Genomic DNA, 19,864 nt, shown 5'->3' on the forward strand with positions numbered 1-19,864 from the left:
GAGATTGAAGCATGTCGCGAATCGGTCGACTGCCGCTCTCGGTCCCCAAGGGCGTCGAAGTCACGATTAACGGGCAGGACGTCACCGTCAAGGGTCCGAAGGGCGAGCTGAAGCACACCGTCGCCGAGCCGATCACCGTGGCCCTGGAGGACGGGGTCGTCACGGTGGCGCGTCCGGACGACAAGCCGGAGAACCGCTCGCTGCACGGTCTGACCCGTGCGCTCATCGCCAACCTCGTCGAGGGCGTGGCCAAGGGCTACACCAAGACGCTGGAGATCCACGGCGTGGGTTACCGCGTCCAGGCCCGCGGCTCCAACCTGGAGTTCTCGCTGGGCTACAGCCACCCCGTCGTGGTCGAGCCCCCCGCGGGCATCAGCTTCCGCGTGGAGAAGCCGACCATCCTCCACGTCGAGGGCATCGACAAGCAGCTGGTGGGCCAGGTCGCCGCGAACATCCGCGGTCTGCGTAAGCCTGACCCGTACAAGGCCAAGGGCGTGCGGTACCAGGGTGAGCACATCCGCCGCAAGGCCGGAAAGGCTGGTAAGTAGGCATGGGTAGCACCGTGAGCCGCAAGCGGACCACCAAGCGCGCCACCTCCCGTGCGCGCCGCCAGTTCCGCGTCCGCAAGAAGGTCGTGGGTACCGCCGAGCGTCCGCGCCTGGCCGTCTTCCGCTCCTCCAAGCACATCGTCGCGCAGGTGATCGACGACACCAGGGGTCACACCCTGGCCGCCGCCTCCAGCGTCGAGGCCGACCTGCGCGCCGACGAGGGCACCAAGTCCGACAAGTCCGTCAAGGTCGGTCAGCTCATCGCCGAGCGCGCCAAGGCCGCCGGTGTCTCCGCGGTCGTCTTCGACCGCGGCGGCAACCAGTACGCCGGTCGTATCGCCAAGCTCGCCGACGCGGCGCGCGAGGGCGGGCTGGAGTTCTAGCGATGACCTCTGCAACGGCCAAGATCAACCACGAGAAGAGGAACCACTGATGGCTGCAGCACCGCGGCGCGGCGCCGGTGGCGAGCGGCGTGATCGCCGTGACGATCGCCGCGGCGGCGCCGCAGACAAGGGTGTCTCCTACATCGAGAAGGTCGTGACCATCAACCGGGTCGCGAAGGTCGTCAAGGGCGGCCGTCGCTTCTCCTTCACCGCCCTGGTCGTCGTCGGTGACGGCAACGGCATGGTCGGTGTCGGTTACGGCAAGGCCAAGGAGGTCCCGGCCGCGATCGCCAAGGGTGTCGAGGAGGCGAAGAAGAACTTCTTCCGCGTCCCCCGCATCCAGGGCACGATCGTGCACCGGGTCCAGGGCGAGGACGCGGCCGGCGTCGTCCTGCTCCGTCCGGCCGCCCCGGGTACCGGCGTTATCGCCGGTGGCCCCGTGCGCGCCGTGCTGGAGTGCGCCGGCATCCACGACGTGCTGAGCAAGTCGCTCGGCTCGTCCAACCCGCTGAACATCGTGCACGCCACTGTGGCGGCTCTGAAGGGCATCAACCAGCCCGAGGAGATCGCCGCCCGCCGTGGCCTGCCGATCGAGGACGTCGCCCCGGCTGCCATGCTGCGTGCTCGCGCTGAGGCGAAGGCAGGAGCCTGACCATGGCCAAGCTCAAGATCACGCAGACCCGATCCAAGATCGGCGGCAAGGTGAAGCAGCACGCTGCTCTCCAGTCGCTGGGTCTGGGCCGGATCGGCAAGTCCACCGTCCGTGAGGACCGCCCTGAGGTTCGCGGGCAGATCACGATCGTCGCGCACCTCGTCTCTGTCGAGGAGGTTGCCGAATGAGCGACTACAACCCCGACGAGCTGCTCAAGCTGCACCACCTGCGTCCCGCCCCGGGCTCCAACAAGGCCAAGATCCGCAAGGGTCGCGGCGAGGCGTCCAAGGGCAAGACCGCAGGTCGCGGCACCAAGGGCACGAAGGCTCGTAACACCGTGCGTCCCGGCTTCGAGGGCGGGCAGATGCCCCTCATCCGCCGGGTGCCCAAGCTCAAGGGCTTCAGCAACGCCCGGTTCAAGACGACCTACCAGGTCGTCAACCTGGACCGGCTGAGCGAGCTCTACCCCGAGGGTGGCGAGGTCACCGTCGAGAGCCTGGTCGCCAAGGGCGCGGTTCGCAAGAACCAGCCCGTCAAGGTGCTGGGCACGGGTGAGATCTCCGTCGCCGTGCAGGTGAGCGCGCACGCGTTCTCCTCCTCGGCGAAGGAGAAGATCTCCGCCGCCGGTGGCTCCACCACCGAGCTGTAGGGGTCTTCCCCGCGATGAGCGACTGGGGGCGTTCGCCCGGCAGGTCTAGGACCGGCTGGCGGACGCCCCCACGCGTTGTGAGCGGTGATCGTTATGACTCACGAACTCAACTGCCGAGTGATCACTGTTACAGTGCCATCTGTTTGAGTTCATCGCTTGACGTACTGTGAATACTTCCGAGCAACGGGCGACCGCCCGGAGCTGACGTTCTACGACGATTCAGGATCGGCCGCGATGTCTGGAACCCGTTCCGCCGCCGAAGCTGCGCAGGAGGAGACGTGCTAGGTGCGTTCGTTCGTGCATTCCGCACGCCCGACCTGCGCAACAAGCTGCTGTTCACACTGTTCATCCTGACGATCTTCCGTCTGGGCTCGGTGATCCCGGCGCCGGGTATCAACTCCGCGGCGATCAGGGACCAGATGGAGGCGATCACCTCCTCGGACCAGTCCGGTGTGTACGCGCTCGTCAACCTGTTCAGCGGCGGTGCCCTGCTGCAACTGGCGGTGTTCGCGCTCGGGGTCATGCCGTACATCACCGCGAGCATCATCATCAACCTGCTCACGGTGGTGATCCCCCGTCTGGAGGCCCTCAAGAAGGAGGGCCAGTCCGGACAGAGCAAGATCACCCAGTACACCCGCTACCTGACGCTCATGCTCGGTGTCCTCCAGGCCACCAGCATCGTCGCCATGGCCCGGACGGGCGCCCTGTTCCAGGGGGCCATCCCGGTCAGCTCCTACATGCCCAACCAGGACATCCTCACCCTGGTGACCATCGTCTTCACGATGACGGCCGGTACCGCCATCATCATGTGGTTCGGCGAGCTCATCACCGAGCGCGGCGTGGGCAACGGCATGTCGCTGCTGATCTTCACCCAGGTCATCGCGATGTTCCCCTCCTCCATGGTCGCGCTGTTCCAGGAGCGCTCGATCTGGGTCTTCTCCCTCATCTGCATCGCCGGACTGGTGCTCATCACCGCGGTGGTCTTCATGGAGCAGGCCCAGCGCCGCATCCCGGTGCAGTACGCCAAGCGCATGGTCGGCCGCCGCATGTACGGCGGCAGCTCGACCTACATCCCGCTGAAGGTGAACCAGGCGGGCATCATCCCCGTGATCTTCGCCTCCTCGCTGCTGTACCTGCCGCAGCTGCTCGTGGGACTCATGGGACAGGACTCCACCCATCCCGTGGTGACCTTCGTGCAGGACTACTTCCTCACCGGCACCCACCCCGTGTACATGGCGACGTTCTTCGTCATGATCATCGGCTTCGCGTTCTTCTACGTGGCGATTACCTTCAACCCCGCTGAGGTCGCCGACAACATGAAGAAGTACGGTGGGTTCATCCCGGGTATCCGACCAGGGCGTCCGACCGCCGAGTACCTCGACTACGTGCTGACGAGGCTGACGACCCCCGGATCCCTGTACCTGGGTGTGATCGCTCTCCTGCCGATGGTCGCCCTCGGCGCCACCGGCGCCAGTGCGAACTTCCCCTTCGGAGGGACGAGCATCCTGATCATGGTCGGCGTCGGGCTGGACACGGTGAAGCAGATCGAGAGTCACCTCCAGCAGAGGAACTACGAAGGTTTTCTGCGATAAATGCGAGCAGTATTGGTGGGGCCGCCTGGGGCCGGCAAGGGCACCCAGGCCCAGATCCTCGCGTCCGAGCTGTCGATCCCCAAGGTGTCCACGGGCGACATCTTCCGGGCCAACGTCAGCGGCAAGACCGACCTCGGCAAGAAGGCCAAGGAGTACATGGACCGCGGTGACCTCGTCCCCGACGAGGTCACCAACGCCATGGTCAGGGACCGACTGGCGCAGGAGGACGCCGCCGCGGGCTTCCTGCTCGACGGCTTCCCGCGCAACGTCCCGCAGGCCGAGACGCTCAAGGGCATCCTCGCCGACCTCGACACCACCCTGGACGTCGTCCTGGAGTTGAGGGTGGACGAGGAGGAGGTCGTCAAACGCCTCTCGGGCCGCCGCTCGTGCCCCGAGTGCGGCCAGGTGTACCACGTGGAGTACGACGCCCCGAAGGTCGCGGGCAGGTGCGACAACGAGGGCGCCGAGCTGTACCAGCGCGAGGACGACCGCGAGGAGACCATCCGGCACCGCCTGGAGGTCTACCGTGAGCAGACGGCTCCGCTGGTGCAGTTCTACGAGGCCGAGGGCCTGCTGGCCACCATCGCCGCCACGGGGTCCGTGGAGGAGGTGACGGCCCGCGCCAAGGCCGCCATCGACAAGGTCGGGGCCGGTTCCTGATGTTCGGCAAGAACGATCCGGACGTGCAGATCAAGACGCCGGAGCAGATCGCCAGGATGAGGGCGGCGGGCCAGGTCGTGGCCCGCGCCCTGGACACCCTCCGGGCCGCGGTGCGGCCCGGGGTGTCGACCCTGGAGCTGGACTCCCTCGCGGAGAAGGTCATCCGCGACGCGGGCGCCGTCCCCTCCTTCAAGGGCTACCACGGTTTCCCGGGCTCCATCTGCGCCTCGGTGAACGAGGAGGTCGTCCACGGCATCCCCAGCGCGCAGCGGGTGCTGGCCGAGGGCGACATCATCTCCGTCGACTGCGGGGCCATCCTGGAGGGCTGGCACGGCGACTCGGCGATCACCGTCGCGGTCGGCGAGGGCCGCCCCGAGGACCTGCGCATGATGGAGGTCTGCGAGGAGTCCATGTGGCAGGGGATCGCCGAACTGCGTCCGGGCAGGCGCCTGGGTGACATCGGCCACGCGATCGGCGGCCACATCTCCCGCAACGGCGGCTACGGCAACGTCCGCGAGTACGGCGGCCACGGCATCGGCACCGAGATGCACATGGACCCGCACGTGCTCAACTACGGCAAGCGCGGCAAGGGCATGCGGCTGGTCGAGGGCATGTGCCTGGCGATCGAGCCGATGACCACCCTGGGCCGCCACGACGTGGTGCAGCTCGACGACGGCTGGACCGTGGTGACGCGCGACGGCGGTCGCGCCGCGCACTTCGAGCACACGGTCGCGGTGACCGCGGACGGGCCCGTCGTGCTGACCGCGCGCGAGTCCGACCGCGATAAAATCGCCGACATGGGGTTCGTCCAGCCGACCTGGTAGGGGTCTCGTCCCGCGCGGAGCGCGGGGGCCGCTTCCGGGCGAAGATGCGAGGTGCGCGCAGTGTCCGACCCGGTGCCGTCGATACGAACGTCCGACGCGGAACGCGACCGCGTGGCCCAGCTCCTCCAGGAGCACTTCGCCCAGGGGCGGCTGGACCACGAGGAGTTCACCGACCGCCTCGGCCGCGTCTACAAGGCCAGGACCACGGATGAGCTGGCCACGGTCACCAACGACCTCCCCGAGCGCGACCTCGCGGACATCCGCGGGGCCTCCTCCCGGGACGAGGAGTTCGCGGTGGCCCCTCCGATCAGCATGCGCGACCCGGCGCTGATGGTGCCGTGGGCCCTCTACGCCGGGGTCAACATCCTGTGCTTCGTCATCTGGCTGATCCTGTTCCTCACCACCGACTACGACTACCCGTGGTTCCTGTGGGTCATGGGGCCGTGGGGCATCGTGATGGGCATGGTGACCGTGGGGGTCCTGGCCGGGCAGAAGCACCACTCCGAAGGCGACGGGACGCCCTAGGGCGGAGGCCCGTGCCCGCCCGCGTCCCGGTGCGGTAGTGTGCTCCGTTCGGCGGTTAGGAGCACTTGCCGGAAGGGGATAGACTGTCCATGCCCATACGCGGGCTGTTGGGTCAGTCTGCCTTCTTCGCGCCACGTCCTCCAACCGACGTTCGCCTTTTGCAGTTGGCCTGAACTTCCAGTGTCCCTCGGCGTCGGTGACGGCCATCCGCCGTTGCCGGGGCCGTAGCGTCATGCGGGGCCACTGGGGTCGCGTCGGGTTGTCCTGATCAACCAAACGATGAGCGAGGCGTGGAAGGACATGGCCAAGAAAGACGGCGCCATCGAGATCGAGGGTTCCGTTGTCGAGTCCCTACCCAACGCTATGTTCAAGGTAGAGCTCGACAACGGGCACCAGGTCCTTGCCCACATCAGCGGCAAGATGCGGATGAACTACATCCGTATTCTCCCCGACGACCGGGTCGTCGTGGAGCTGAGCCCGTACGACCTCACGCGCGGGCGCATCGTTTACCGCTACAAGTAGCCCCTCACGGGCCTCGCGGCCCGGGAGAGTATGAGTTCGGAGTCACCATGAAGGTCAAGCCGAGCGTGAAGAAGATCTGCGCGAAGTGCCGCGTGATCCGCCGTAACGGCCGGATCATGGTCATTTGCTCGGACCCGCGGCACAAGCAGCGCCAGGGTTAGTCACCCCCGCTCCGCTCGCCGCGGCTTCACACACCGCGATCGGCCCGGCCGGTGCGCCAGCACCGCACCGGGCGCACGACACAACGAAAACCTGTTCCGACTCCCGCCGCCAGTGCGGCGCGGGAGCCACCCCCGGTCGGAGGCCGGGGCCTCGTCGATTGGGCGACGAGAGGGTGGAACGGGCCAGACCTCCGCATAGGGCATTAGGAGTCTCGCCCACATGGCACGTATCGAAGGCGTTGACCTTCCCCGCGACAAGCGGGTGGAGATCGCTCTCACGTACATCTTCGGGATCGGGCGCACCCGCGCCCTGGAGACCCTGAAGAGCACCGGCGTCGACGGCAACACGCGCGTCTACGAGCTGACCGAGGAAGACCTCGTCAAGCTGCGCGAGTGGATCGGCTCGAACTACCAGGTCGAGGGTGACCTGCGCCGTGAGGTGCAGGGCGACATCCGCCGCAAGATGGAGATCGGTAGCTACCAGGGCATCCGCCACCGCCGTGGGCTCCCGGTCCGCGGTCAGCGCACGCAGACCAACGCGCGCACCCGCAAGGGCAAGAAGAAGACCGTGGCCGGTAAGAAGAAGGCCGGTAAGAAGTAGTCCGCTCGGACTGGACTGTAAACACGCGTCCGGGAACGACAACGGACCGATGATCTCTGGGAGTTTCGCTCATGCCGCCTAAGGGCCGTCAGGGTGCCGCGCGCAAGGTGCGCCGCAAGGAAAAGAAGAACATTGTCCACGGGCACGCTCACATCAAGAGCACGTTCAACAACACGATCGTGAGCATCACCGACCCGACCGGTGCCGTGATCTCGTGGGCCAGCTCCGGCCAGGTGGGCTTCAAGGGTTCGCGCAAGTCGACCCCCTACGCCGCGCAGATGGCCGCCGAGGCCGCTGCCCGCCGCGCCCAGGAGCACGGCGTCCGCAAGGTGGACGTCTTCGTGAAGGGCCCGGGCTCGGGCCGGGAGACCGCCATCCGCTCGCTCCAGGCGACCGGGCTGGAGGTCGGCTCCATCCAGGACGTGACGCCGGTTCCGCACAACGGCTGCCGTCCGCCCAAGCGCCGCCGGGTCTGATCCCGCACCGGCGCCCGCGCACCTACCCGCGCGGGCGCCGCGCCTGGTTCCGCGCGCTCCCCTGCGGGGGGACCGCGCGGACGGGGTAGGAATCCGAGTAGTGGACACCGATGTGGTGTCCGCCGGGTGGCCGTCAAATAGCGGGCGGCCATGTGGAAGGGAAGACACGGACCATGTTGATCGCACAGCGTCCCACGCTCACCGAGGAAGCCTCCTCGGACCTGCGCTCGAAGTTCGTCATCGAGCCGCTGGAGCCGGGCTTCGGCTACACCATCGGCAACTCGCTTCGGCGCACCCTGCTGTCCTCCATCCCCGGCGCGGCTGTCACGAGCATCCGCATCGAGGGCGTCGAGCACGAGTTCACCACCGTGCCCGGTGTCAAGGAGGACGTCACCGAGATGATCCTCAACCTCAAGGGCCTGGTCGTCAGCTCCGAGCACGACGAGCCGGTGCTGATGTACCTGCGCAAGCAGGGCCCCGGTGTGGTGACCGCCGCGGACATCGCTCCGCCGGCCGGTGTCGAGGTGCACAACCCCGACCTGCACATCGCCACGCTCAACGGCAAGGGCAAGCTGGAGATGGAGCTGACGGTCGAGCGCGGCCGCGGCTACGTCTCGGCGACGCAGAACAAGCAGGCGGGACAGGAGATCGGCCGCATCCCGATCGACTCCATCTACTCCCCGGTCCTGCGTGTGACCTACAAGGTCGAGGCCACCCGTGTCGAGCAGCGCACCGACTTCGACCGCCTGATCGTGGACATCGAGACCAAGCCGGCCATCCGTCCCCGGGACGCGGTCGCCAGCGCGGGCAAGACCCTGGTCGAGCTGTTCGGTCTGGCGCGTGAGCTCAACGTCGACGCCGAGGGCATCGACATGGGCCCGTCGCCCACGGACGCCGCCCTGGCGGCGGACCTGGCGCTGCCGATCGAGGACCTCAACCTCACGGTCCGGTCCTACAACTGCCTCAAGCGTGAGGGCATCCACAGCGTCGGTGAGCTGGTTGCCCGCTCCGAGCAGGACCTGTTGGACATCCGCAACTTCGGTGCCAAGTCCATCGACGAGGTCAAGCAGAAGCTCGTCGACATGGGCCTGTCGCTGAAGGACTCCCCGCCCGGATTCGACCCCAGCTCGGCGGCCGACTCCTACAGCTCCGAGGACGACGAGGGCGAGTCCTTCGTCGAGACGGAGCAGTACTAACCGACCTTCGTCGCCCACATGGTCCCCGGCCGAGTGCGGCCGCGGACCGCATCACTAGGAGAACGACACCATGCCCACGCCTACCAAGGGCGCCCGTCTGGGTTCCGGGCCCGCTCACGAGCGGCACATCCTGGCGAACCTCGCCACCTCGCTGTTCCAGCACGGCCGCATCCGCACCACCGAGGCCAAGGCCAAGCGCCTGCGCCCGTACGCGGAGAAGCTGATCACCCTCGGCAAGCGCGGTGACCTGCACGCCCGCCGCCAGGTCCTGACCAAGATCACGGACAAGGCCGTCGTGCACGAGCTCTTCACCGAGATCGGCCCGCGCTACGAGAACCGTCCCGGTGGCTACACCCGGATCACCAAGATCGGTCCGCGCAAGGGTGACAACGCCCCGATGGCCGTGATCGAGCTGGTCGAGGCCCTGAGCGCCCAGGCCGCCGCCCCGGCCGCCAAGCCCGCGGCGCAGGAGGCCGAGGAGCCCAAGGCCGACGCGACCACCGCCGTGGCGGACGAGGCCGGCGACCAGCCGGCGGAGGACACCACCTCCGACCAGACCGCCAAGGCCGACGAGACGGCCCAGGCGGAGGGCCCGGCTGACGACAAGTAGCGTGCGGGGCGCGGGGACGCGAACGCGTCCCGCGCACGCACCGCTCGGCGAGTGCCCGATCCCCGCGGGGGTCGGGCACTCGTCTTTTTCGTGGACGCGGAGGAGTGGCGGGTTATGGACGAGACGACGGTCCGGGTGCGGTTGGACGTGGCCTACGACGGCACGGACTTCTCCGGGTGGGCCGCGCAGCCGGGCCGGCGCACGGTGCAGGGCGAGCTGGAGGCGGCTCTGGCGCGGGTGCTGCGCCTGCCGGAGGTGTCGCTGACGTGCGCGGGGCGCACGGACGCCGGTGTGCACGCGCGGGGGCAGGTGGCGCAGGCTGACATCCCCGCGCGGACGTGGGAGAGCGAGGGGGAGCGCGTGCTCCGGCGCCTGGCCGGGGTGCTGCCCAAGGACGTGCGGGTGCGCGCGGCGCGGCTGGCGCCGCCCGGGTTCGACGCCCGGTTCTCGCCGCTGTTCCGGCGGTACCTGTACCGGGTGAGCGACGCGCCCTACGGAGTGGACCCGCTGCTGCGGCGGGACGTGCTGTGGCACCGCAGCCCGCTGGACGTGGACCGGATGAACGCTGCGGCGGAGCGCCTGGTGGGCGAGCACGACTTCGCGGCGTTCTGCAAGAGGCGCGAGGGCGCGACGACCATCCGGGAGCTGCTGCGCCTGGAGTGGACCCGGGTGGACGAGCACCTGCTGCACGGGACGATCCAGGCGGACGCGTTCTGCCACAACATGGTGCGCGCGCTCGTGGGCGCGCTCCTGGCGGTGGGCGACGGGCGCAGGGACGCGGACTGGCCGGGCAAGGTGCTCGGCGCCGGTACGCGGGACTCGTCGGTGCACGTGGTGGGGCCGCAGGGGCTCAGCCTGGAGGAGGTGCGCTACCCGGCCGACGAGGAGCTGGCCGTGCGCGCCTCGGCGACCCGCCGGGTGCGGGAGCTGCCGTGCCGGGGCCATTCGGACTGAGCGGCGGCTCCGAGAGCGCGGGCAGCACGAGGCGGCGGGGAGGGAACCCCCCCCTTTACCAGGCTAGAGTCGCGCCGGACTCCGCGAAAGCGCGGAATCCGGCCTGTGGACAAGGGGAGGGGCACCGGTCTCCCGGATGCCCCCCGTGGCCTCAGTCGACGTGTGCCGGTCCCGGATCCATCCAGTGCCGGTGCAGCAGCGCGATCTGCTCGGGCAGTACCCGCGACACCGACAGCTCGGGCAGGTCGTCCACGTCGAACCATGCTCTGGCGCTGGTCTCGGCGCTGCTGAAGGCGCGGTCGCTGGTCCCGTCGCTGCTGGAGGCGGGGGCGGGGTCGGTCAGCGGCGCGCACACGAAGAGGAGCTTGTAGATGTGGCGGTCGTAGACCGGCACGTGGGGCCACAGGTGGCGGTCGAGGACCCCGGCGAGGTGGACCGCCCGCACGGCCAGCCCCGCCTCCTCGCGGACCTCGCGTTCGATCGCCTGCCTGGGGCTCTCCAGGACGTCGCACCACCCGCCGGGCAGGGTCCAGCGGTGGCCGTCCGAGATCTCGCGGACGAGCAGGACCCGGCCGGAGGGGTCGAAGACGCCGCCGCGCACGTCGAGCTTGGGGGTGGTGTAACCGGCTGCCGAGGCCACCTCGCGCTCGTACCCGGGGAGCTCCCCGGCGGCCACCATCTGCATCAGGTCGCGGGCCAGGGCGCCGACGCGGTGGAACCGCCCGATGTCGAACTCGTTGGTGCTGTACGCCAGCCCCGACTCCGACTGCGCCGTCAACTCCATCGCGATGCGCCGGATCCGTTCGGCGGGTTCTGTCATCGTCACGCTCTCCTCCGGGGCTCGCGGACCGGCCCGCCGGGACTCCTGCCCGCCGCGGGCGCCGACGGAACCCGCCCGTGGACACGAAGAAGGGGCACCCGGACGCCGGGTGCCCCTCGCGGGTGCCGGTGACCGCTCAGCCGCGGTTCTCACTGAGGCTGGTGTGGGCCTCCTGGAGGAAGCCCTCGCTGATGGCGCGCAGCTCGGTGGCGGACTCGCTCTCGGCGCCCTCCTCGGTGCCGTCGCTGTTGGCCGCCAGGGAGAAGAGCAGGTAGCGGCCCCACTGGCCGCTGCTGCCGTGGCCGCCGGAGTGCCCCAGGCGCTCGGCGGGGCTGCCCTCCTCGCCGGGCAGACCGGCGAACCACTGGGTGGCCACCAGGTCCTGTGCCTCCATCGCGGTGGCCGCCTCCTCGCCGGTGGGCATGGCGGCGACGCCCACGGTCACCGCGTGGCCCTCGTCCTCGCTGAGGTAGGAGGCGCGCACCATCTGGCGGCACTCGTTGTCGGCGAGCACCTGGCCGTAGTCGCCGTGGGCCCCGGCGGCGCAGTCCTCGGTGTCCTCGACGGCCACGCGGGTGAACGTGCCCTGGCCCTCGACCTCCATGCTCTCGGGGAAGAGGGCCTCGACGTCGAGCGCGCCCGGGTCGTCGGCCTCGTCGGCGACGGTCGTGGCGTTCGCACCGCCCGAGCCCATGCTGGTGGCGAGGAAGAACGTCCCGCCGCCCGCCAGGACCAGCAGCACGGCGAAACCGGCGATCATCATGATCCGGCGCTTGCGGGCGCGCGCGTCCGCGCCGCCGTCACCGTACCGGTAGTCGTCGTCGTTGTTGTAGCCGTCGTAGTCGTCGTAGTCGTTGATCCCCTGGGCGTCGAACTGCGCGGTGTCCACACCGGCGTCGTCGGGGACCTCGTCCCGGAACAGGGGACGGCCGCCGGGCGAGGCGGGGACGGGGCTGATGTGCTGCGTGGCGCCCATCGCGTCCGGGGGGAACACGGGCTCCTCCCGGCCGGGCGCCGGGAGCGCGGCGGGGGGCTGCTGCGGGGCCTGGAAGGCCTGCTGGGCGGACGGGGGAGCCGAACCGGGGGGCATGCCCGGGGGAGGGCCGACGGGCGCTCCGGGGTGGCCGGGAGCGCCGGGACGGCCCTGCGGTACGCCCTGCGTGCCGGGGGGGAACCCCGGGACGGGGCCCTGGGGTCCGGGCCGCTGGCCGGGGGCGTGCGGCGGCACGGGGGCGCCGGGAGGGAGGGCCCCGGGCGGAAGGGGCTGGCCGTGCTGTCCGGGCTGGCCCGGGGCGGCGTTCTGTCCGGGGGGTACGTGCGGGCCCGACGGCTGACCCATGCCCGGGTGGCCGCCGGTGGGGGCCTGGTGCGGGGGGTGCGCGCCCGTGGGCGCCCGCATCGGCGCCTGGCCGCCGGTGGGGGCTCCGTGCGGCGGGAACTGGCCGCCGGTGCCCTGCTGCGGCTGTCCGGGGTGCACGGGCGCCTGCTGCCCGCCGGCGCCCTGCTGGGGCTGCCCCGGAAGCGCGGGGGTCTGGCCGCCGGTGGGCGCGCCCACCGGGCCGCCGGGGTAGCCGGGCGCGCCCTGGGGCTGCCCTCCGTGGCCGTACGGCGGGATCTGGGGGTTCTGGGGGTGCTGCGGGCCGCTCGGGGGCTGGGGCGGAGCCTGCGGGCCGCTCGGCCCGCCCTGACCGCCGGGGTAGCCGGGCGCGCCCTGGGGCTGCCCTCCCTGGCCGTACGGCGGGATCTGGGGGCCGCTCGGCTGCGCGGGGGAGTGGTGGTGCTGCGGGTACGGGGGATGCTGGCCGGACGGGGGCGCGCCGTGTGTCTGCTGCGGCCCCGATGTGGGATGCTGGCCCTCGGCGTGGGAGGGCGATGACCCGAGCAGGTCCTGGCCGTCACCGGCCTCCGGTCCGACGGGTCTGCCGTCGGGACCGTACTGTGGCTGGTTCGGATGGGTACTGATGGGAGTCTCCGAGGGCTCTGGGGGTGGGACTGGGCCGCGGTCCACCGGCACGTGGCCTGGGCCGCGCGGTGCCGTCCGTTCCGGGTTCCCGTGGTGTCGGCGACCGTGACGGGCGTCTCCAAGGTCGCGTCGGTGCCCGTCATCACGGGAGCAGACCGGCCTTTCGGTGCAAGCGTAGCCAACGCGGGGGCGGGAACAGGACGAAGCACTCCCGGCAACGGGCATAATAAAAGACGGAGAGGTCACGGATGTGACCCCGTGCCGGTGTTTTCCCCGCCGAGCGCGGTCCGGCCGGTCCGCCCCGCCGCTGGCTTTGACCTGCGCGGCGGTGGCCAGGTAGGATATTCCGTCGTTGTGCGTTGAGTTGCCGTGGGCCCCGACCACCGGGCGCCGATCCACGCACCATCGTCTGCGCACTCACCATTCGGAGAGTCCTGTGACATGGCACGGGATATCCGGCCAGACGCCCCCGCAACCGCGGGTGTGTATACGAGTCCCCCATTCCCGCACGGGATGGGGCAGCCGACTGAAGAGCGAAGGCAAACGATCGTGCGCACATACAGCCCCAAACCAAACGATGTCCAGCGTCAGTGGCACGTTGTCGACGCTACCGATCTCGTGCTCGGGCGTATGGCGAGCCAGGTTGCCACGCTGCTTCGGGGCAAGCACAAGCCGTACTACGCGCCCCACATCGACACCGGCGACTTCGTGATCGTCGTGAACGCCGACAAGGTCGCCCTGACCGGCAAGAAGCTGGAGCAGAAGCGCGCCTACCGCCACTCCGGCTACCCGGGCGGCCTGCGCTCCGTCTCCTACGCCGACCTGCTGGAGAAGAACCCCGAGCGGGCCGTCGAGAAGGCCGTCAAGGGCATGCTCCCCAAGGGCTCCCTGGGCCGCCAGATGGCCAAGAAGCTCAAGGTGTACGCCGGTCCGGAGCACCCGCACCAGGCCCAGCAGCCGGTTGCGTTCGAAATCACCAAGATCGAGCAGCCCGCCTAGGCGTTCGCAGACTTTTACAGAGAGCACGAGGAGAACCGTGGTCGAGCCCACCGGCATCGAAGACGTCGAGCAGGAGTACGTGGAGAACCCGGAGGAGTTCCCCTCCGAGTACACCAGCGAGTCCGACGAGAACGCCGCCGCCTACGTCCCCACCGCGTCCGGCCCCAGCGCCGGTACCGGTCGCCGCAAGCAGGCCGTCGCCCGTGTCCGCATCGCCCCCGGTTCGGGCGAGTGGAAGGTCAACGGCAAGTCGCTTGAGGCGTACTTCCCGGACAAGGTCCACCAGCAGACCATCAAGGAGCCGTTCGTCTCCCTCGGGTTCGACGGCGCCTACGACGTCTTCGCCCGTCTCGACGGCGGCGGCACCAGCGGCCAGGCCGGCGCCCTGCGTCACGGCATCGCCCGCGCGCTGGCGTCCCTGGACCCGGAGAACAACCGCCCGACCCTCAAGAAGGCCGGTTTCCTGACCCGCGACGCCCGCGAGGTGGAGCGCAAGAAGGCCGGTCTCAAGAAGGCGCGCAAGGCTCCCCAGTTCTCCAAGCGCTAGTGCTCATGCGCCGGCACCCGCTCGGCTGAGCTTCGGCCCGTACGCCGTTCCCACCACCGGGGACGGCGTACGGGCTTTCGGTTTTCCCGGTGGCTTGTCTGGGCCACCCTCGCTACTCCACCGGCGCCGTGACCCGGCGCCGTCGTCGAAAGGGGCTGTCCGCCTGTGGCTCGGCTGTTCGGAACAGATGGTGTACGCGGTGTCGCCGGTCGGGACCTGACCGCCGCCCTCGCGCTGGAGCTGTCCGTCGCGGCGGCGCGGGTGCTGACCCGCGGCGGCGACGGGGCGCGGCCCAAGGCCGTGGTGGGCCGCGACCCGCGCGCCTCCGGCGAGTTCCTCGAGGCCGCCGTCGTCGCGGGCCTGGCCAGCACCGGTGTGGACGTGGTGCGCGTGGGCGTGCTGCCCACCCCGGCCGTGGCCTACCTGACCGGCGCGCTCGGCGCCGACTTCGGTGTGATGCTCTCCGCCAGCCACAACCCGGCCCCCGACAACGGCATCAAGTTCTTCGCGCGGGGCGGCCAGAAGCTGGAGGACGCCCTGGAGGAGGAGATCGAGGGCATGCTCGGCGTGCCCTCCACCCCCGCCGTGGGCGACCTCGTCGGCCGGGTCACCGACGCCGACGACGGCGCCGAGCGCTACGTCGAGCACGTGCTGGCCTCGGTGCCCCACAGCCTCAAGGGCCTCAAGGTCGTGGTGGACTGCGCCAACGGCGCCTCCGCCCTGGTCGCGCCCGAGGCGCTGCGCCGCGCGGGCGCGGAGGTCGTGGCGATCGGTGACCAGCCGGACGGCCACAACATCAACGACGGGTGCGGCTCCACCCACCTGGAGGTGCTCCAGGAGGCCGTCCGCCTGCACGGCGCGGACGCCGGTATCGCCAACGACGGCGACGCCGACCGCTGCCTGGCCGTGGACGCCGAGGGCCGCGTGGTGGACGGCGACCAGATCCTGGCGATCCTGGCCACCGAGGCCAAGGAGGAGGGCAGGCTCGCCCAGGACACGCTCGTGGTCACGGTCATGTCCAACCTGGGCCTGAAGCTGGCGATGGAGCGGGAGGGCATCACCGTGGTGGAGACCGCGGTGGGCGACCGCTACGTGCTGGAGGAGATGAAGCGCGGCGGGTTCGGCCTGGGCGGTGAGCAGTCCGGGCACGTGATCCTGCTGGAGCACGCCACCACCGGAGACGGCGTCCTGACCGGCCTGCACCTGCTGGCCGCGATGGCCCACCGCGAGCAGGGCCTGGCGGAGCTGGCCAAGGTGATGACCCGCCTGCCGCAGGTGCTCGTCAACGTGCCCGACGTGGACAAGGCCCGCGCCAAGGACTCCGCGGAGCTCGCGGCGGCCGTGCGCGAGGCCGAGGAGGAGCTGGGCGAGACCGGCCGGGTGCTGATCCGGCCCAGCGGGACCGAGCCCAAGGTCAGGGTCATGGTCGAGGCGCCGGAGCAGGAGCAGGCCACCGCGGTGGCCGAGCGGCTGGCCGCCGTGGTGCGCTCCGCACTCGGCTGAGGGCGGGACTCCTTCGGGGGCTCAACGCCCCGTGCTCGGGCGTCTCGGAGGGGGAACCTCCGGTGCCTGCCGTGCGGTGGCCCGTTCCTGGCGATCGCGCGTCCGGCACCCGCCAGGACCCCACCGGCGCCCGAGCCTCCACGCGCGTCCGGGCACGCGGACGGCCGGGCGCGCGTTCTCATGTGTGGCTGACCCGCGGAGCGCGGGTCCGGGACGCTGGAGTTGGTCACGGTGGCGGACACGCGGTACGGGCACGCCCTGACGATCGGGGTGGACATCGGCGGGACGAAGGTCGCCGCCGGTGTGGTGACGCCCGGCGGGCGCATCCTGGCCAGGCTGCGCACGGAGACCCCCGAACGCAGCAAGAGCCCGGCGGTCGTGGAGGACACGATCGTCTCGGTGGTGCGGGAGCTGCGCCGGGAGTTCCGGGTGCGCGCCGTGGGCGTGGGCGCCGCCGGTTTCGTCGACGAGCGGCGGGCCAACGTGCTGTTCGCCCCGCACCTGTCCTGGCGCCGGGAGCCGCTGCGCGAGGCCCTGGCCCTGCGGCTGGGGCTGCCCGTGGTGGTGGAGAACGACGCGAACGCCTCCGCCTGGGCCGAGGTGCGCGCCGGGGCGGGCCGGGGCGTGGACAACGTCGTGGTGGTGAACCTGGGCACGGGCATCGGCGGCGCGGTCGTACTCGACGGGGACCTGCACCGGGGCCGGTACGGACTGGCCGGGGAGTTCGGGCACATGACGGTGGTGCCGGGCGGACACCGCTGCGAGTGCGGGAACCGGGGCTGCTGGGAGCAGTACGCCAGCGGCAACGCGCTGACGCGGGAGGCGCGGGAGCTGGTGGCCTCGCAGTCGCCGGTGGCGGACGCCCTGCACCAGGCGGTGGGCGGCGACGCCGCCCAGATCACCGGGCCGCTGGTCAGCGAGCTGGCGCGCAAGGGCGACCGCGCGTGCGTGGAGCTGATGCGCGAGGCCGGGCAGTGGCTGGGTTCGGGTCTGGCCAACCTGGCCGCGGCGTTCGACCCGGAGCTGTTCATCGTGGGCGGCGGCGTGTCCGAGGCGGGGGAACTGCTGCTGGAGCCCGCGAGGGAGGCGTTCGGGCGCAACCTCACGGGGCGCGGCTACCGTCCGGAGGCCCGGGTGGCGGCGGCCGAGCTGGGCAACGAGGCGGGCCTCATCGGCGCCGCGGACCTGGCCCGGGAGGCGCTGCCCCGGTGGCACCAGCGGCGCCGACAGCGCCGCCTGGGGCGTTTCGGCAGGAGTTAGGGCCGGTCGGTCCCGTCGGGGGCGGCGGCGCGCGGCCGGAGCGTGGCGCGCGCCGCGTTGCGCGGGACCTAGCGGGACAGCGCCCTCACGTCGATGTCGATCGGGAACGGCAGGTCCAGCTTGAGGCGTTCTCGAGCGACGGTGACAGGGATGTAGCGGGGTTCCTTCGTGCCGTCCAACTCGTAGACGTAGACAGCGGGTCCGTTCTCCTCGTGCTCTATCCGCCAGAAATGCGGGATACCCGCCTGCGCGTACTTGAGCGGTTTGGTGGAGCGATCCCGGTCCTGGGACTCCTTGGACACGATCTCCACAGTGAGGAGTACATCTTCGGGAGGGACGTGGGTGGCCTGGTACCAGTCGAGGTGCTCCTCGGCTCCCTCCGCGAACTCGTAGACGATGAGATCGGGCTCCGGGCGTTGGCGCTTGCCGAGCTTCATGGTCATTTCCGAGAGGACGTCGACGTTGGGAGGCGCCGCTTCCTCCAGACGGGCCGCGAGGCGGATCATGACCTTGGCGTGGAATCGGGTCTGGGGGGAAAGCAAGACAAGCGCTCCGTCGATGAGTTCCATCCGGGGCACTCCCGGGGGAAGGTTGTCCATGTCGTCGGCGGTCCAGCCGCCGGGCGGGGGCATGAACCAGTCGGGGAGCGGCTCAGCGGTCATCGAAACCTCCCGGGTCGATTCCTGAGCCCATGCTAATGCGGTCGTCATCGCCATGACAGGACGGTAGCGCTCCGTGACCACGGTGCGCGGAGGTTCCGCGAAGAACTCCGGATTCCGGGTGAAAGTCCTGTTCGGAGGGGCTACCCGCAATTAACCGAACCTGGTTCTAGTGCGGAGGTCGCATCCTCTGTAGAGTTCCGCCATGGATCTCAACGCAATCTCCGCCCTCGTCTCGGGCGGCGCGAGTGGCCTGGGTGAGGCCACCGCCAGGGAACTCGCCTCCGCGGGCGCGACCGTCGTCGTCGCCGACCTCAACGCCGAGCGCGGGGAGGCCGTCGCCAAGGAGATCGGCGGTGTCTTCGTGCGCACCGACGTCTCCCAGGAGGACCAGGTCAAGGCCGCGGTCCAGGCCGCCGTCGACACCGGCAAACCCTTCCGGGTGGCCGTGTCCTGCGCGGGCATCGGCTGGGCCACCCGCACCGTCGACCGCAGTGGAAACCCCCACGACCTGGACAGCTACCAGAAGGTCATCCAGGTCAACCTCATCGGCACCTTCAACGTGCTGCGCCTGGCCGCGGCCGAGATCGCCAAGACGGAGCCGGTCAACGAGGACGGCGAACGCGGCTCCATCGTCAACACCGCCTCCCTCGCCGGCATCGAGGGCCAGATCGGCCAGATCGCCTACTCCTCCTCCAAGGGCGGCGTCATCGGCATGACCCTCCCGGCCGCCCGCGACCTCGCGGCCGTCGGCATCACCGTCAACACCATCGCCCCCGGCATCCTGGAGACGCCCATCTACGGCGAGGGCGAGGCCGCCGAGGAGTTCAAGCAGCGCCTGGCCGCGCCGGTTCCCTTCCCCAAGCGCCTGGGCACCGCCGAGGAGTTCGGCCGGCTCGCCCGGGCCCTGCTGGAGATCAGCTACGTCAACGGCGAGGTCGTCCGCATCGACGGCGCGCTGCGCATGCCGCCGAAGTAGGGAGGGCACCGTGTCCGACGAGGTTCTCTACACCGCCGAGGACGGCGTCGCCGTCATCACCATCAACCGGCCCCAGGCCAGGAACGCGGTCAACGCCGCGGTCGCCGCACGCGTCGCCGAGGCGCTCGACGACCTCGACGCGCGCAAGGATCTGAGCGTCGGCATCATCACCGGCGCGGGCGGCACCTTCTGCGCCGGGATGGACCTCAAGGCCTTCATGCGCGGCGAGGTCCCGCTGGTGGAGGGGCGCGGGTTCGGCGGCTTCGCCGAGCGCCCGCCGCGCAAGCCGCTGATCGCCGCCGTGGAGGGGTACGCCCTCGCGGGCGGGTTCGAGGCCGTGCTGGCCTGTGACCTGGTCGTGGCCGCCGAGGACGCCAGGTTCGGCATCCCCGAGGTCAAGCGCGGCCTGGTCGCCGGTGCGGGCGGCCTGCTGCGCCTCCAGCACCGCATCCCGCGCAACATCGCGATGGAGCTCGCACTGACCGGCGACTTCGTCGAGACCCCGCGCCTGGCCGAACTCGGGCTGGTCAACCGGGTCACCGCCAGTGGCGGGGCCCTGGAGGGCGCACGCGAGCTGGCGGCCCGCATCACCGCCAACGGCCCGCTGGCGGTGCGGGTGTCCAAGGAGGTCATCACCTCCTCCGGCGACTGGTCCACCGAGCGGATGTGGGAGAAGCAGAACGAGCTGACGGGCCCGGTGTTCGTCAGCCACGACGCCATGGAGGGCGCGGCGGCCTTCGCCGAGAAGCGCGCCCCCGTGTGGAGGGGTGAGTAGGCCCCC

Annotated in this window: 26 protein-coding genes; 23 read left to right on the top strand and 3 right to left on the bottom strand. The window is 70.5% G+C overall.

What is annotated here, in order from left to right; all coding sequences use genetic code 11:
- Nucleotides 1–11 precede the first annotated feature (11 nt).
- The 16 genes from rplF to truA all read left to right on the top strand — a co-directional run bounded on the left by rplF (nt 12) and on the right by truA (nt 10,353).
- On the top strand, nt 12–548 hold the full coding sequence (gene rplF / locus UIS43_RS21330; protein ID WP_013156126.1) for a 50S ribosomal protein L6: 537 nt from the start codon (nt 12–14) through the stop codon (nt 546–548).
- A 2-nt stretch (nt 549–550) separates the two neighbouring features.
- Nucleotides 551–931, top strand: coding sequence for a 50S ribosomal protein L18 (gene rplR / locus UIS43_RS21335; RefSeq protein WP_013156127.1), 381 nt, complete (start codon nt 551–553; stop codon nt 929–931).
- Between the two features lie 49 nt (nt 932–980).
- The gene (rpsE, locus tag UIS43_RS21340) at nt 981–1,583 is read left to right on the top strand and encodes a 30S ribosomal protein S5 (protein WP_013156128.1); all 603 of its coding nucleotides are present in this window, start codon (nt 981–983) and stop codon (nt 1,581–1,583) included.
- A gap of 2 nt (nt 1,584–1,585) precedes the next feature.
- On the top strand, nt 1,586–1,771 hold the full coding sequence (gene rpmD, locus UIS43_RS21345) for a 50S ribosomal protein L30 (protein WP_013156129.1): 186 nt from the start codon (nt 1,586–1,588) through the stop codon (nt 1,769–1,771).
- A complete protein-coding gene (gene rplO / locus UIS43_RS21350; protein ID WP_013156130.1) occupies nt 1,768–2,232 on the top strand; it encodes a 50S ribosomal protein L15 in 465 nt (154 codons plus the stop codon). Before rpmD ends, rplO begins: the two co-directional genes overlap by 4 nt.
- 278 nt (nt 2,233–2,510) lie before the next feature.
- On the top strand, nt 2,511–3,824 hold the full coding sequence (gene secY, locus UIS43_RS21355) for a preprotein translocase subunit SecY (RefSeq protein WP_013156131.1): 1,314 nt from the start codon (nt 2,511–2,513) through the stop codon (nt 3,822–3,824).
- Nucleotides 3,825–4,484 carry an adenylate kinase gene (locus UIS43_RS21360; protein ID WP_013156132.1) on the top strand — a complete coding sequence of 220 codons (660 nt, stop codon included), beginning with the start codon at nt 3,825–3,827 and terminating at the stop codon, nt 4,482–4,484.
- Nucleotides 4,484–5,308: a type I methionyl aminopeptidase gene (gene map, locus UIS43_RS21365; protein ID WP_013156133.1), complete on the top strand. Its 825-nt coding sequence runs from the start codon at nt 4,484–4,486 to the stop codon at nt 5,306–5,308. The genes UIS43_RS21360 and map overlap by 1 nt, the downstream gene beginning before the upstream one ends.
- 60 nt (nt 5,309–5,368) lie before the next feature.
- Nucleotides 5,369–5,833 carry a DUF1707 domain-containing protein gene (locus UIS43_RS21370; protein WP_358417829.1) on the top strand — a complete coding sequence of 155 codons (465 nt, stop codon included), beginning with the start codon at nt 5,369–5,371 and terminating at the stop codon, nt 5,831–5,833.
- A gap of 300 nt (nt 5,834–6,133) precedes the next feature.
- On the top strand, nt 6,134–6,355 hold the full coding sequence (infA, locus tag UIS43_RS21375; protein WP_013156135.1) for a translation initiation factor IF-1: 222 nt from the start codon (nt 6,134–6,136) through the stop codon (nt 6,353–6,355).
- A 47-nt stretch (nt 6,356–6,402) separates the two neighbouring features.
- The gene (rpmJ, locus tag UIS43_RS21380) at nt 6,403–6,516 is read left to right on the top strand and encodes a 50S ribosomal protein L36 (RefSeq protein WP_013156136.1); all 114 of its coding nucleotides are present in this window, start codon (nt 6,403–6,405) and stop codon (nt 6,514–6,516) included.
- Between the two features lie 220 nt (nt 6,517–6,736).
- A complete protein-coding gene (gene rpsM / locus UIS43_RS21385; RefSeq protein WP_013156137.1) occupies nt 6,737–7,117 on the top strand; it encodes a 30S ribosomal protein S13 in 381 nt (126 codons plus the stop codon).
- 71 nt (nt 7,118–7,188) lie between these two features.
- On the top strand, nt 7,189–7,593 hold the full coding sequence (gene rpsK / locus UIS43_RS21390) for a 30S ribosomal protein S11 (RefSeq protein WP_013156138.1): 405 nt from the start codon (nt 7,189–7,191) through the stop codon (nt 7,591–7,593).
- Between the two features lie 173 nt (nt 7,594–7,766).
- Nucleotides 7,767–8,789, top strand: a complete 1,023-nt coding sequence (locus UIS43_RS21395; protein WP_013156139.1) for a DNA-directed RNA polymerase subunit alpha — start codon at nt 7,767–7,769, stop codon at nt 8,787–8,789.
- A 70-nt stretch (nt 8,790–8,859) separates the two neighbouring features.
- The gene (gene rplQ, locus UIS43_RS21400; protein ID WP_013156140.1) at nt 8,860–9,399 is read left to right on the top strand and encodes a 50S ribosomal protein L17; all 540 of its coding nucleotides are present in this window, start codon (nt 8,860–8,862) and stop codon (nt 9,397–9,399) included.
- Nucleotides 9,400–9,513: 114 nt separating this feature from the next.
- Nucleotides 9,514–10,353, top strand: a complete 840-nt coding sequence (gene truA, locus UIS43_RS21405; protein ID WP_013156141.1) for a tRNA pseudouridine(38-40) synthase TruA — start codon at nt 9,514–9,516, stop codon at nt 10,351–10,353.
- Between the two features lie 151 nt (nt 10,354–10,504).
- On the opposite strand, the gene UIS43_RS21410 is transcribed toward truA, so the two are convergent.
- Entirely contained in the window at nt 10,505–11,173 is a 669-nt protein-coding gene (locus tag UIS43_RS21410) for an NUDIX hydrolase N-terminal domain-containing protein (protein ID WP_013156142.1), read from the bottom strand.
- A 136-nt stretch (nt 11,174–11,309) separates the two neighbouring features.
- A complete protein-coding gene (locus UIS43_RS21415) occupies nt 11,310–12,263 on the bottom strand; it encodes a hypothetical protein (protein ID WP_013156143.1) in 954 nt (317 codons plus the stop codon).
- 180 nt (nt 12,264–12,443) lie between these two features.
- Between UIS43_RS21415 and UIS43_RS21420 the strand changes: the two genes are divergently transcribed.
- From UIS43_RS21420 to UIS43_RS21440, 5 genes are all read left to right on the top strand, one after another.
- On the top strand, nt 12,444–13,049 hold the full coding sequence (locus UIS43_RS21420; protein ID WP_358170194.1) for a hypothetical protein: 606 nt from the start codon (nt 12,444–12,446) through the stop codon (nt 13,047–13,049).
- A gap of 636 nt (nt 13,050–13,685) precedes the next feature.
- Complete coding sequence (gene rplM, locus UIS43_RS21425) at nt 13,686–14,135, top strand: 50S ribosomal protein L13 (protein ID WP_013156145.1); 450 nt, start codon at nt 13,686–13,688, stop codon at nt 14,133–14,135.
- A 37-nt stretch (nt 14,136–14,172) separates the two neighbouring features.
- Nucleotides 14,173–14,682, top strand: coding sequence for a 30S ribosomal protein S9 (gene rpsI / locus UIS43_RS21430; protein ID WP_013156146.1), 510 nt, complete (start codon nt 14,173–14,175; stop codon nt 14,680–14,682).
- 165 nt (nt 14,683–14,847) lie between these two features.
- Nucleotides 14,848–16,185, top strand: coding sequence for a phosphoglucosamine mutase (gene glmM / locus UIS43_RS21435; RefSeq protein WP_013156147.1), 1,338 nt, complete (start codon nt 14,848–14,850; stop codon nt 16,183–16,185).
- A gap of 231 nt (nt 16,186–16,416) precedes the next feature.
- Complete coding sequence (locus UIS43_RS21440) at nt 16,417–17,445, top strand: ROK family glucokinase (RefSeq protein ID WP_358170197.1); 1,029 nt, start codon at nt 16,417–16,419, stop codon at nt 17,443–17,445.
- A 68-nt stretch (nt 17,446–17,513) separates the two neighbouring features.
- On the opposite strand, the gene UIS43_RS21445 is transcribed toward UIS43_RS21440, so the two are convergent.
- A complete protein-coding gene (locus UIS43_RS21445; RefSeq protein ID WP_013156149.1) occupies nt 17,514–18,107 on the bottom strand; it encodes a Uma2 family endonuclease in 594 nt (197 codons plus the stop codon).
- Between the two features lie 202 nt (nt 18,108–18,309).
- Between UIS43_RS21445 and UIS43_RS21450 the strand changes: the two genes are divergently transcribed.
- Nucleotides 18,310–19,083 carry an SDR family NAD(P)-dependent oxidoreductase gene (locus tag UIS43_RS21450; protein WP_019610109.1) on the top strand — a complete coding sequence of 258 codons (774 nt, stop codon included), beginning with the start codon at nt 18,310–18,312 and terminating at the stop codon, nt 19,081–19,083.
- A 10-nt stretch (nt 19,084–19,093) separates the two neighbouring features.
- The gene (locus tag UIS43_RS21455) at nt 19,094–19,858 is read left to right on the top strand and encodes a crotonase/enoyl-CoA hydratase family protein (protein ID WP_019610110.1); all 765 of its coding nucleotides are present in this window, start codon (nt 19,094–19,096) and stop codon (nt 19,856–19,858) included.
- Nucleotides 19,859–19,864: the final 6 nt, after the last annotated feature.

It is taken from the genome of Nocardiopsis sp. LDBS0036 (genome assembly GCF_041228755.1).
GTDB lineage: Bacteria > Actinomycetota > Actinomycetes > Streptosporangiales > Streptosporangiaceae > Nocardiopsis > Nocardiopsis dassonvillei.

What these genes read in the sequence shown, in the direction of transcription:
- rplF (WP_013156126.1), top strand. Translation starts at nt 12, where the DNA reads ATGTCGCGAATCGGTCGACTGCCGCTCTCGGTCCCCAAGGGCGTCGAA.
- rplR (WP_013156127.1), top strand. Translation starts at nt 551, where the DNA reads ATGGGTAGCACCGTGAGCCGCAAGCGGACCACCAAGCGCGCCACCTCC.
- rpsE (WP_013156128.1), top strand. Translation starts at nt 981, where the DNA reads ATGGCTGCAGCACCGCGGCGCGGCGCCGGTGGCGAGCGGCGTGATCGC.
- rpmD (WP_013156129.1), top strand. Translation starts at nt 1,586, where the DNA reads ATGGCCAAGCTCAAGATCACGCAGACCCGATCCAAGATCGGCGGCAAG.
- rplO (WP_013156130.1), top strand. Translation starts at nt 1,768, where the DNA reads ATGAGCGACTACAACCCCGACGAGCTGCTCAAGCTGCACCACCTGCGT.
- UIS43_RS21360 (WP_013156132.1), top strand. Translation starts at nt 3,825, where the DNA reads ATGCGAGCAGTATTGGTGGGGCCGCCTGGGGCCGGCAAGGGCACCCAG.
- map (WP_013156133.1), top strand. Translation starts at nt 4,484, where the DNA reads ATGTTCGGCAAGAACGATCCGGACGTGCAGATCAAGACGCCGGAGCAG.
- infA (WP_013156135.1), top strand. Translation starts at nt 6,134, where the DNA reads ATGGCCAAGAAAGACGGCGCCATCGAGATCGAGGGTTCCGTTGTCGAG.
- rpmJ (WP_013156136.1), top strand. Translation starts at nt 6,403, where the DNA reads ATGAAGGTCAAGCCGAGCGTGAAGAAGATCTGCGCGAAGTGCCGCGTG.
- rpsM (WP_013156137.1), top strand. Translation starts at nt 6,737, where the DNA reads ATGGCACGTATCGAAGGCGTTGACCTTCCCCGCGACAAGCGGGTGGAG.
- rpsK (WP_013156138.1), top strand. Translation starts at nt 7,189, where the DNA reads ATGCCGCCTAAGGGCCGTCAGGGTGCCGCGCGCAAGGTGCGCCGCAAG.
- UIS43_RS21395 (WP_013156139.1), top strand. Translation starts at nt 7,767, where the DNA reads ATGTTGATCGCACAGCGTCCCACGCTCACCGAGGAAGCCTCCTCGGAC.
- rplQ (WP_013156140.1), top strand. Translation starts at nt 8,860, where the DNA reads ATGCCCACGCCTACCAAGGGCGCCCGTCTGGGTTCCGGGCCCGCTCAC.
- truA (WP_013156141.1), top strand. Translation starts at nt 9,514, where the DNA reads ATGGACGAGACGACGGTCCGGGTGCGGTTGGACGTGGCCTACGACGGC.
- UIS43_RS21410 (WP_013156142.1), bottom strand. Translation starts at nt 11,173, where the DNA reads ATGACAGAACCCGCCGAACGGATCCGGCGCATCGCGATGGAGTTGACG.
- UIS43_RS21415 (WP_013156143.1), bottom strand. Translation starts at nt 12,263, where the DNA reads ATGCCCCCCGGTTCGGCTCCCCCGTCCGCCCAGCAGGCCTTCCAGGCC.
- UIS43_RS21445 (WP_013156149.1), bottom strand. Translation starts at nt 18,107, where the DNA reads ATGACCGCTGAGCCGCTCCCCGACTGGTTCATGCCCCCGCCCGGCGGC.
- UIS43_RS21450 (WP_019610109.1), top strand. Translation starts at nt 18,310, where the DNA reads ATGGATCTCAACGCAATCTCCGCCCTCGTCTCGGGCGGCGCGAGTGGC.